General features: G+C 58.6%; 9 protein-coding genes. All 9 read right to left on the bottom strand.

The window, feature by feature from the left end; translation table 11 throughout:
- Positions 1–75: 75 nt before the first annotated feature.
- On the bottom strand, positions 76–1,257 hold the full coding sequence (gene ftsZ / locus B0B07_RS01375) for a cell division protein FtsZ (RefSeq protein WP_076756582.1): 1,182 nt from the start codon (positions 1,255–1,257) through the stop codon (positions 76–78).
- A 35-nt stretch (positions 1,258–1,292) separates the two neighbouring features.
- Entirely contained in the window at positions 1,293–2,576 is a 1,284-nt protein-coding gene (gene ftsA / locus B0B07_RS01380; RefSeq protein WP_076756583.1) for a cell division protein FtsA, read from the bottom strand.
- Positions 2,577–2,808: 232 nt separating this feature from the next.
- Complete coding sequence (locus B0B07_RS01385) at positions 2,809–3,618, bottom strand: cell division protein FtsQ/DivIB (RefSeq protein ID WP_076756584.1); 810 nt, start codon at positions 3,616–3,618, stop codon at positions 2,809–2,811.
- On the bottom strand, positions 3,596–4,723 hold the full coding sequence (locus tag B0B07_RS01390) for an FtsW/RodA/SpoVE family cell cycle protein (protein ID WP_076756585.1): 1,128 nt from the start codon (positions 4,721–4,723) through the stop codon (positions 3,596–3,598). The genes B0B07_RS01385 and B0B07_RS01390 overlap by 23 nt, the downstream gene beginning before the upstream one ends.
- 39 nt (positions 4,724–4,762) lie before the next feature.
- Positions 4,763–6,106, bottom strand: coding sequence for a UDP-N-acetylmuramoyl-L-alanine--D-glutamate ligase (gene murD, locus B0B07_RS01395; RefSeq protein WP_076756586.1), 1,344 nt, complete (start codon positions 6,104–6,106; stop codon positions 4,763–4,765).
- Between the two features lies 1 nt (position 6,107).
- Positions 6,108–7,079 (bottom strand): phospho-N-acetylmuramoyl-pentapeptide-transferase, encoded by a 972-nt coding sequence (gene mraY / locus B0B07_RS01400; RefSeq protein WP_076756587.1) that lies wholly within the window; start codon positions 7,077–7,079, stop codon positions 6,108–6,110.
- A 53-nt stretch (positions 7,080–7,132) separates the two neighbouring features.
- Positions 7,133–9,037 carry a penicillin-binding transpeptidase domain-containing protein gene (locus B0B07_RS01405; RefSeq protein ID WP_076757455.1) on the bottom strand — a complete coding sequence of 635 codons (1,905 nt, stop codon included), beginning with the start codon at positions 9,035–9,037 and terminating at the stop codon, positions 7,133–7,135.
- An 83-nt stretch (positions 9,038–9,120) separates the two neighbouring features.
- Complete coding sequence (locus B0B07_RS01410; RefSeq protein ID WP_234982227.1) at positions 9,121–11,298, bottom strand: penicillin-binding protein; 2,178 nt, start codon at positions 11,296–11,298, stop codon at positions 9,121–9,123.
- A 35-nt stretch (positions 11,299–11,333) separates the two neighbouring features.
- The gene (ftsL, locus tag B0B07_RS01415; RefSeq protein ID WP_076756589.1) at positions 11,334–11,711 is read right to left on the bottom strand and encodes a cell division protein FtsL; all 378 of its coding nucleotides are present in this window, start codon (positions 11,709–11,711) and stop codon (positions 11,334–11,336) included.
- Positions 11,712–11,780 lie beyond the last annotated feature (69 nt).

An 11,780-nucleotide genomic window follows, 5' to 3' on the forward strand; every position in this document is an offset into this window, starting at 1 on the left:
CCGGGTCAAACCGACAAAAAAAACACCTGCACCGCAATATTTGCGGTACAGGTGCTGCCGGGGTCTGGCTAATGATTATCTTCTGCGGCGATTGCGGAGGAATGTCGGAATATCCAGCGCATCTTCCTGCTGAGTCTGGTTCTGACGCGGTGCCGGCTCCTGGCGGAACTGCGATCCGTGATCCTCACGCCGCTCGCGTTCGCCGCGTGCGGGTGCCTGGTGCTGCTGGCGCGGTTCAGGCTGCTGGGCCTGCTGCTGCCGGGAAGAACCGAAGCCGCCGCGTGTCGGGCGCTGGGTGAGCTGCTCTTCCGTGAATCCGGTCGCGATGATCGTGACGACCATCTCGTCTTTCAGGTCGTCATTGATGACGGAACCGAAAATCATGTTCACTTCTTCATCGGAAGCGGATGCAACGATGTCCGCTGCCTCCTGGACTTCGAACAGGCTCAGGTTGGAGCCGCCCGTGATGTTCATGAGCACGCCTTTCGCCCCGTCGATCGAAGTTTCAAGAAGCGGGCTCGAGATGGCCTTTTTAGCAGCTTCCGTCGCGCGGTTCTCTCCCGAGGAAATCCCGATCCCCATGAGGGCGGAGCCTTTGTTCTGCATGATCGTCTTGACGTCCGCGAAGTCCAGGTTGATGAGACCCGGGACGGCGATCAGGTCGGAAATGCCGGAGACGCCCTGCCGGAGCACGTTGTCGGCTTCCCGGAACGCTTCGAGCATCGGCGTGTTTTTGTCAACGATCTCCAGAAGGCGGTCGTTCGGGATGACGATGAGGGTGTCGACCGACTCCTTCATGGCCGCGATCCCGCCGATCGCCTGTGTGGCCCGTTTGCGGCCTTCGAAAGTGAACGGGCGAGTGACGACGCCGACCGTCAGGGCCCCGAGGTCTTTCGCAATCTGGGCAATGACAGGGGCAGCACCGGTTCCGGTGCCTCCGCCCATCCCTGCAGTGACGAACACCATGTCCGCGCCGCGCAGCGCCTCTTCAATCTGTTCCTTGCTTTCTTCGGCCGCTTTCTTGCCGACTTCCGGATTCGCACCAGCACCCAGTCCGCGGGTGAGCTTTTCACCGATCTGGAGCTTCACTTCAGCTTCTGAGAGCTTGAGCGCCTGGGCATCCGTATTGACGGCGATGAACTCGACCCCCTGGACACCGTGCTCGATCATTCTGTTCACCGCGTTATTGCCCCCGCCGCCGACGCCGATGACCTTGATGACGGCGAGCGCATCGATGTTCGTATCAAATTCCAGCATGCTTTCTCCTCCTATGGGTATACGGTTGACCGCGATTATTCAAAGAATTTGTCAAAGATTTTTTTCATCCGGCTGACGGTCTTCTCCTGCCCGTCTCGGCTGCGTTCGGCTTTTTTCTTCTTGGCCGGCGCGGCAGCGGCTGCCGCGGGTTCCATCGCTTCACCAAACGGCGATTCACCGCGGTTGCCGAAGAACTCGTCTTCCAGCTTGGCGTAGCGGATGAGGCCGACCGACGAGGAATACCCCGGTTCGCGCACTCCGATGAATTCAGGCACGTACAGGCGGACCCGGGTCTGCAGCACTTCCCGTGCCAGCTGCGATACCCCTTCCAGCTTTGCGACGCCGCCGGTGATGACGACCCCGCCCGGGAGATCTCGCACGCCGGACCGGTACAGCTCGTCCAGCACCATCTCGAACAGTTCCTCAAGACGGACGCCGATGATCTCGGAGATGTACTTCTGGCTGTACTGGTCCTTTGTATCCACTCCGGCCACCGGGACTTCGAACAATTCGTCCTCGGATGCATCATCGTAATAGGCATGGCCGTACTGATGTTTGATCTGTTCGGCCTGGCCGGTTGTCGTCTTCAGGATGATGGACAGGTCTTTCGTGATATTGTCACCGCCGACCGGCAGCGCGCTCGCGGAAATGAGGCGACCGTCACCGAAGACGGCGACCGTAGTCGATCCGCCCCCGATGTCTATGTACGCCGTTCCGTGGCTCTTCTCGTCTTCGGTGAGAGCAAAATAGCCGGCTGCGAGCGGCTGGAGATAGATTTCCCGGATCTGAAGCCCCGCCCGTTCCACGCAGCGGAGAATATTGTGGAGCAGCGTCTTTGACGTCGTGACAAGGGTGGCATCCATTTCAAGACGGACGCCGATCATGCCGCGGGGATCTTTGATTTCGTCCAGGTCATCGACGATGAACTGCTGCGGAATGATGTTGACAAGCTCCCGCTCCGCCGGAATCATCACTTCCGCAGAATGCATGACCCGGTCAAGGTCATCATCCGTGATCTCGCGGTTTTCGCTGTTCACCGCGACGACCCCTTTCACTTGCTGGAGCATGACCTGATTTGCGGGTATTCCAAGCACAACCTCGCGGATCGACATCCCGATCATTCGCTCCGCCTGTTCCACTGCCTTCCGGATGGACTGCACAGTGGCATCAATATCTACAATGGCACCTTTTCTGATGCCTTCCGATTTTACATTTCCGACTCCGATTACGTGCAGCGAGCGATCCGTCATCTCCCCGATCAGCACTTTTACGGAGGAAGAACCGATGTCCAATGACACATACATATCGGTTTGACTCAACGGACGGCACCTCCTTCTGATCCTCTTAAACTCATTCTATTTCATTATCAGTTCAATGTTAAGTATATTCGTTAATTATACCTCAATTCCTTTGCGGACGCTCCCGATCCGGCCGGTTTGACGCTGTCCGGCGACGTGAAAGTGGAGTGTGGCCGGCTGCACATTATGTATGCGACGGGCGGCAGGCCCGTCAGACGTCCCATGCACTCCGGGGGGGGCCGCCCGGAAGATCCTACTCTCCGGCAGGATCCTCCACCGCGGTGCCCCCCTTCCCTTCTCCGGCAGGAGGCACGCCGTCTCCGTACACCTCCGCATATGGACGGAAATAGAGGCCGACCTCAAGGTCGATGACCCCTTTGCCCTCTTCGGCAAGCTGGGACACGATCGAAGGATAGTACGCCATCTTTTCCGCAAAGTCGGGGATGACCCCCCTCACTTCATAGCCGTCCGCCATATAGGCAGTGATGGCATCCGGGTCTTCTTCATCCCCGCCGCTCAGCACTTCGGAGATGAGGGAGCGGACGTTATCCGGCAAAGAATCGAGTTCCCTGACCATCCTGCTCATCGTCTTGCCGGATTCGAATCCGGTCAGGATCGGAGCGGGAACCGGTCCCGGTGCAGGCTCCGAAAAGATGTCGCCGTTTGCGAGGACCGGAAGGAAGCGCCCGTCCTTTTCAATCAGTGCAGCCGGTTCCCATTCATCCACCCTGATGACCACAGAGCGGAGGCCTGTCCGTTCCACCCGCGCTTCCTTCACCCCCGGCATGGAGGACACTCTTTTCCCGGCCTCGGATTTCCTGAAGCCCCAGAGGGGATCCCCCTCCGAAATCTCTGAAGCCCGGATATAGTCTTCCTCGCTGTTCAGGACGGCTCCCCTCACCCCGATGGACTCAATTTTGCTGAGCGGGGACTGGAAATAAAGCAGCACGGCAAGAACCAGGAGGAACAGGATGAGGAGGAAGATGAAATTGCGGTTCGTCCTCCTCTTCCTCTTCTCCCTGAGCGAGGGGATTCGTTCTTCAATGTCGATAACTTTGTCCATCGCCAGGCCTCCTTTTAGCCATTCCCGCGCCGGAGGCGAACCTCAGGACAAGGGCGGCCGCGATCCACGCGGCAAGCAGGGATGATCCGCCGTAACTGATGAACGGCAGCGTGACGCCCGTCACCGGGAGCAGCCCCGAGACGACGCCGATGTTCAGGAATGATTGAAACCCGAGCATGGCGGCCATGCCGGAAATCATGTAGAAAGAAAGCGGCTCCCGCTGCCGGGCAGCGAGCCCGATGGCAGACGCGGCGAGCAGGAAGAAAAGGGCGATCACCGCGACGGCACCGATGAATCCAGTCTCCTCTGCAATGATGGCGAAGATGAAGTCGTTCTGCGGCTCGGGCAGGTAAAGAAATTTCTGCCGGCTCTGCCCGTAACCGAATCCAGTGAGGCCCGCCGGTCCTGTGGCCATCAGCGACTGGATCGCCTGGAAACCGGTGCCGAGCGGGTCGCTCCATGGATCGAGGTATGCCTTGATCCGGTCAAGCCGGTAAGGAGCCGCAGCAATGAGTCCCGCGATGCCGGCAGCCCCGGCCCCCGCAAGTCCGAAGAAGAATTTCAGGGGGTAGCCGCCGACGAGCAGGATCGCAAACGCCGAAACGACCATGATCATCATCGATCCGAAATCGGGCTGCAGCATAATCAGCGCAGCCGGCAGCAGGATGACGACAAAGTGGCCGGGGCTGAACACTTTCCGACCGCGTCTTTCCGACATCATCGAAGCGAGCTTGCCGATGACGGCGATCTTCGCAAACTCCGCCGGCTGCAGGCTGAACGGACCGAGCGCGATCCAGCTCTGGGAACCGTTCCGCACAGCCCCGATCCCCGGGATGAGGACAGCGGCGAGAAGAAGAACAGACGCGATGTAGACGGCCGTCCATAGCTTCGGGTTCCCGATCTGGCGGGTTTTCAGTATGAAGACGGCAGCCGTTGCGGAAACCGCCAGATAAATCCCCTGTTTGGCCGCAAATGGCAGCGAGTCCCCGTAGTGGATTTCCCCCCAGTAGGAGCCTGCCGAATGGACGAATGCGACGCCAAGAAGACTCAGTGCAACAGCGCTAATGAAGAAGACGGCGACAAGCCTCTTTTCCAGAGCATGCATCCTTCCTTGGTGGTGTTGGCAGATCGTAAGCGGCGGACCTTACAGTTTCTGAACAGACTCGATGAAGCGGTCGCCCCTGACTTCAAAGCTCGGGTACTGGTCCCAGCTTGCACAGGCGGGCGACAGCAGGATGGTGTCCCCTTCGGACGAGATCTCCGCGGCCGTTCTGACCGCATCCTCGATCTCGTTCGCCTCCCTGATGATCGGGACCCCGCAGGATGCTGCGAATTCCCGGAAGCGCGAGGCCGTTTCGCCGAAGACGACCGCGCTGCTCACCCGGTCCATAAACGGCCGGAGCTCCTCGAAGGAGTGCCCCCTGTCCAGTCCGCCTGCGAGCAGGCAGATCGGACCCCGGAATGCTTCCAGGGCGCTTTTCGTGGCGAGTGTATTCGTCGCCTTCGAGTCATTGTAGAACTTGCGCCGCTTCCACTCCCTGACGAATTGGGTGCGGTGCCGGACACCGGCAAACGAGGACAGGACATCCACGATCGCCTCGGCAGGACACCCGGAGAGAATTGCGGCGGCCGTCGCCGAGAGGACATTCTCCAGATTGTGCCGCCCCGGCAGGACGATGTCCGACCGATCGAACAGCTTCTCTCCGAGCCAGTAGACAGAGTCCCCGTCTGCGCTGATCCCGGCTTCCGAGCGGCCCGCAAGCGTGAACGGGATTTTCTTGGCTTCGGAAAGGCTGGCATACCGGGCAACAGACTCCTGGTCGGCATTGTAGATCAGGAAGTCTTCCGGCCCCTGGTTGCGGGTGATGGCGAACTTTGCCCCGCCGTACTCTTCCATCGTTCCGTGGTAATCGATGTGCGCTTCATACAAATTCGTCCAGATGGCGATCTTCGGCCGGAACTTCTCCGTCCCGAGCAACTGGAACGAGGACAGTTCGATCACGACAATCTGGTCCGGCTCTGCGGCGGCCGCGACCGTGCAGGCAGGTGTGCCGATGTTGCCCGCGATGAGCGGGTTCTTCCCGCCCATGTGGAGCATGTGGTGGATCAAGGTGGTGGTCGTCGTCTTGCCGTTCGAGCCGGTCACTCCGATGAACGGCGCTTCGCTCACGAGCCAGGCCAGCTCAACTTCCGTCCAAACCGGGATCCCGGCCTCCAGCGCTTCGGAAACGACCGGATGATCGTACCGGATGCCCGGATTTTTGAACACAAAGTCAAATCCGCGTTCGAGCAGCCCGTCCGGATGCCCGCCCAGGATGACCTCGATGCCGAGCGCCGAAAGCGGTGCAGCTTCCGGGTCTTCTTCCCTGGCATCATTGACGGTTACTTCTGCACCGAGCGAGCCGAGCAGGCGCGCCGCGGCCGATCCGCTCTTGGCAAGGCCGAGCACGAGAACGCGCTTATTAGTGAATAGATCCGTCTGTTTCATGTCAAAGCACCTCCGGCAGTACGGAAATGAGCGCCGCAGCAAGCGCTGCGGACCAGAATACGAGCACGACTTTCCATTCCGACCAGCCGGAAAGCTCAAAGTGGTGGTGGATCGGACTCATCTTGAATATCCGTTTGCCGGTCGTCTTGAACGAAGCGACCTGCAAAATGACGGACAGCGTTTCAATGACGAACACGATTCCGATCAGCAGGAGGAGAATCTCCTGCTTCATGAGGACGGAAAGCATGGCGAGCACACCGCCGAGCGCAAGCGAACCGGTGTCCCCCATGAAAATTTTTGCCGGGTTGGCATTGAACAGGAGGAAGCCGAGCAATGCCCCGGTGATCGTAAAGGCGACAAGGGCCAGGTCTTCCTGGCCGTACACGAGGCCGAGGACCCCGAACGCCGCAAAGGCGATCGAAGAGGTTCCGGCAACGAGGCCGTCCAGCCCGTCCGTCAGATTGACGGCATTCGAGAAGCCGACAAGCCAGAAGATCAGGAACAGGACATACAGCGGCCCAAGGTCGATTTCCCACGAACTGAACGGCAGCCCGATCGTCGTCTCAAATGGACCCAGCTTCAGAAGCAGATAGGAAACGACCGCGATGGCGATCTGGCCGATCAGCTTCTGGAGGGAGGTCAGGCCGAGATTGCGTTTCAGTACGACCTTGATGAAATCATCAAGGAATCCGATGAGCCCGAATCCTGCAAGCACGAGGAGAAGCACGACGGTCTGTGTTGTCAGAAGATCAAATACAAAACCGAGAATAAGAGAAGTGACGATGATGGCGGCGATGAAGATCAGTCCGCCCATTGTCGGGGTGCCCGCCTTCTTGAGGTGGGCTTTCGGCCCCTCCTCCCGTATGCTCTGGCCAAACTTCAGACGGCGGAGCATCGGGATGAGCGGAAAGGCCAGCAGCGCAGTCAGGATGAATGCGACCGCGATGATCGTGATCGTTGTGGCGAGTGTCATGATAGAAATCTCCTTTAAAACGAATGCCGTTATCGGCATGTCAATCATTTTTCTTAGTCGGCCGGTCCGGCATACAGGTGAATGATCCCCGATTCTTCCATCATGGTGCCGGGTGCCGGGAGTTGCCTGATCACCTGTCCTTCCGGGGGCCCGTTCCACTCGATCCTGATCGTGTGGAACATCTTGACGAGTTCGTCCCGGCTTCGGCCGGTCAGATCGGGCACGCGGATCTGGACCGGATCCCCCCATCTGTATTCGCGTTCCATCTGGCCGTCCCGCGGCTCGATGCCGCGGAGCGGCGCAATATCCGAGATGATCCGGCCCACCATCGGCGCGGAAATGACGCCGCCGAACTGGACTTCATTTTCCGGCCCGTCCACCGCCACATACACCAGGATGTCCGGATCGTCTGCAGGGGCGAAGCCGATGAATGAAACAATATAGTCCCCGTCTTTATAACGGCCTTCTTCCACTTTCTGTGCCGTCCCCGTCTTGCCCCCGACCCTCAGGCCGTCCGTGAACGCGTTCCGGCCCGACCCGTTGGCCACGACGGATTCCAGCGCTTCGCGGACCTTGCCGGAAGCCTCTTCGCTGATGACCTGCCGTTTCACGACCGGCTCGGACCGTTCAATCTCTTTTCCGGTTTCCGGGTCGACGATCCGCTTGACGATGTACGGCTGCATGAGCCGGCCCCCGTTCACGGCGGCCGCGACCGCCTGTGCCTGCTGGATCGGCGTGACGGATATGCCCTGCCCAAACGAGGTGGTGGCGTGTTCGACCGGACCATATGCCTCCTTGGAAAACAAGATCCCGGAAGCTTCGCCGGCTATTCCGCTGCCGGTCGTCGATCCGAATCCGAAGTTCCGGATATATTCGGTGAGTTTGTCCGGTCCGACCCGCCGTCCGAGCTCGATGAATCCCGGGTTGCATGAGTTCTCGACCACCTCAAGGAATGTCTGCGGGCCGTGGCCCTCACGCTTCCAGCAGCGGAGGCGGGCCCCGCCGACCGTCACATGTCCCGGGTCGAAGAAGCTGTCCTCCTTCAGGTTCACAACCCCTTCTTCAAGCGCAGACGCCAGGGTGATGATCTTGAATGTGGATCCGGGTTCGAAGGTCATCCATACCGGCAAGTTCCTATTATAAATGGACGGATCGACAGATGCATAGTCCGATGGGTCAAAATTGGGTGCGGAAGCGAGCGCCAATATTTCCCCTGTGCCCGGATCCATCACGATGGCGAGTGCCTGGTCGGCATCATACTTCAACATCGCCTGGCTGAGCTCGCGCTCCACGATCTCTTGAATGCGCAGGTCGATCGTCAGCTCGATGTTCGCCCCCGCCTTTCCGCGGATCCAGCCGTCCCCGACATGGGGCAGCGGATTTCCTCGCGCATCGGTAAACATCCGGATCTTCTCTCCCTTGCCGGTCAAGACCTTTTCGTACTCGTATTCAATGCCCGCCAGACCCTGATTGTCGTACCCGGTAAAGCCGACGAGGCGGGAAAGCATGTTGCCGTACGGATAATCCCTGACGTAGTCGACCCCTGTATAGAGGCCCGGAATGCCGAGCCTGCCGATCTGGATGGCCGTGTCATACGGGATGTTCTTTCCTTCCGGCGCCAGCTTGATGATCGATGCCCTCTTGGACATCTGTTCTTCCAGACGGCTCTTGTCCGCCCCGATGAGCGGGGCCAGCGCCGCGGCCGCAGCCGGGATATCCCGGTTCTGGGAGGGCATGAAATATAAAGTCGGTGCGACTTTGTTGCCGATGATCTTCCTGCCGCTGCGATCCAGGATTTCTCCCCGGACACCCGCGAACGGCAGCTCGCGGTCCCAGTTTTCCATCGCCTTTTCAGTGAGTTCGGGATTTCGGATGATCTGCACCTGGAACAGTTTCACGACGAGCGCAGCGAATAGCAATGCGAGCATGAGGAAAGCCAGCCGGAGTCTTTTCCTCATCTTTGATTCAATGAAGCGGCGCACGTTCTCCCACCTTGCGTTTTTCTTTTAGCGTATGAGTGCCGGCCGGGCGCTATTCAGTTTCAGTCGAGCGGGTATTCCTCTTCTTCATCCGATGGTTCCTCCGGAGTGGCGTGCAGACGGTCCGGTTTCTCGAATTTGACGACGGTCGGTGCACCTCCTCCGGGTGATGAGCCCGGTGACGCGCTCTGCGAGGCGGCAAAGCCTTCCCCGTGCACTTCGATCGTCAGTCCGGACAGCGAGGCGAACGCCAGGACGGACCGTTTGGACCACCCGGTGAAATCGGGGAGCACGGACTCTCCCTCCGTTTTCAGGATGACCAGGCCTCCAGGCAGGATGGACGTTCCGGATTGCGGGAACTGTCCGGTCACTTCCCCGCCTCCCCCGGTCACGACGGGCTTGATCCCTTTGGCTTCAAGGTCTTTTATCACCGTGTCCGCTGCCGTGCCTTCGAAATCGGAAAGCGTGATCTGTTCTTTCGCTTCCTTTTCTTCATCCGGTCGGATATTCAGATGCTTCAGGCTGTTTTCCATGACCGGCTTAAAGATTTTGGAGACGGGGATCGCCCCATACTCACCCGGAGGCAGCTTCGGCCGGTGGACATTGACGTAGACGATCAGCTGGGGATCATCTGCAGGTGCCATCCCGAGAAATCCGTAGAGGAGGTTGTTCGTTCCATGGAGCCATCCGCCCTTCCCGTTCGGGATCTGGGCTGTTGCCGTCTTTCCGGCGACAGAATAATCTTCGAGGTCGAAAATCTTCCCTGTCCCCTTCTCTGATGTGACAACCGATTCCATTACGTCCAGAACGGTTTTGGCAGTCTCGGCCGAGATCGGCTTGCCCTTTTCCTCCGGCTCCCCTTTTCTGAGGACTTTGTCCGTATTCGGGTCTCGGATCTCTTCGATCACATACGGCTTCATCATGGTGCCGCCGTTCGCGATGGCGGTCGCCGCCTGGACCATCTGGATCGGCGTGACGGTCGACCCCTGGCCGTACGAAGTGGTGAGGCGCTCGACCGGCCCCACGTCATTGAGCACGCCGGCCGCTTCGCCCGGAAGATCGATGCCCGTCTTCTCGCCGAATCCGAAATCACGCAGGTGGCCGATGAAGGCTTCGTCCTTCATTCTCTCAAGCAGGTAGGCCATCGAGACGTTCGAGGATCGCTGGAAACCCTCCAGGAAACTGATATAGCCCCAGCCCGCCCGCTTGTGGTCATAGATGGTCGTGTCGTGCATCGTATAGCTGCCGGATTTAAAGTGGTCATTCGGTGCCCAGACGCCTTCTTCGATGGCGGATGCGAGCGTGAAGACCTTCATCGTTGAACCCGGCTCGATCGTGTACTGCACCGCTTCGTTCAGCCAGTTGGACGACAGGCCTTCCTTCGTCTCCGGATTGAATGACGGACGCTGGCTCATGGCCAGGATCTCGCCGGTCTTCGGGTCTGCGACGATCACGGACATCCGCTCAGGCGAATATTCTTTCTGGACCCGGTTCATTGCGTCCTCGACAAAGTTCTGGATCGTCTTGTCGAGCGTCAGGCGGATATCCGACCCGTCGACGGCGGGCGTCACTTTCTCTTCCGTGCCGGGAAGAAGGAACCCCCACGTATCGCTCTCGTACTCCATTTTCCCGTTTTCGCCGGTCAGGATCTCGTCGAATGTCTTCTCAAGCCCCATCTGACCGACCGTCTTGGTCGTTCCGTCTTTCTGTGTTTCCTTCTGTGCGAATCCGATCAGGTGGGAAGCAAACATACCGTTCGGATAAAAGCGCTTTTTGTCCTTTACGAACTGGATGCCGGGCAGGTGGAGCGCTTTGATCTGGTTCATCTTTTCGTGGCTGAGGTTTCGGCCCGCAGAACCGAACTCCACCTGATAGACGTCCGGATTATCCTGCCGGTTTAGGAGCTCCAAGATTTCCTCGTAGGAGAGGTCAATATGCTCCGAAAGGGCCTTCGCCGTCTTTTCACGGTCAGTGACATGCCGCATCTTCGTCTTGTCCTTGACGCCGTCACTCGCTTTTTTGCTGAGGATGGCCACCAGGTTATAGCTGAGCGTATCTTCCGCTATCGGCTGACCGTCCCGGTCAAGAATCCGGCCGCGGTCCGCACTGAGGACATTCTCCCGTTCGTACTTCGCCTGCGCCATCGCAGCCAACGGACGCCCTTCCACTTCTCCGGTCACCTGAATGTACAGGAATCTGCCGAATAATAGAAAAAAGAGCCCTCCATAGACACAAAACATCAGGAAGGCTCCCCATTGGAAACGAAATCTTCTCTTCATTGTCCAGGCACGACCTTCACATTTTTTTCATTGAGAGTCAAACCGAGCTCCTGCGCCTTGCCCCAGATCCGCTCGTAGGTCGATTTCTCTCTCACTTGAATGGACAAATCCGTATTTTGTTTGGACGTTTCCGCAATATCCTGTTGAATGAGCTGGACTTCCTTGTTCGTCGCGTTGATCGCGGACTGAGCCTGCAGCAGGAATACGGCAAACAGAGCGGCCGCTGCAACGGCTACAACAAACAGGACCTTTTCGCCCTTCGTGAAAAGTCTCCTTTTTCTCGAGGGGCGGGCGTCCGGCTCTGTTTCCGGAACGCGGGTGATGTCGGGTTCCTGTATGTATGCGTAGTCAAATTTGCGTGCTTCAAGCGCCATTCATCTGGTCCCCCTTGTATTTTGTCGGTACATTCTCTTTTATCTTTTTAGTCTTTGGTCTTTACGATT

This window comes from Edaphobacillus lindanitolerans (assembly GCF_900156305.1).
GTDB lineage: Bacteria > Bacillota > Bacilli > Bacillales_A > Planococcaceae > Bhargavaea > Bhargavaea lindanitolerans.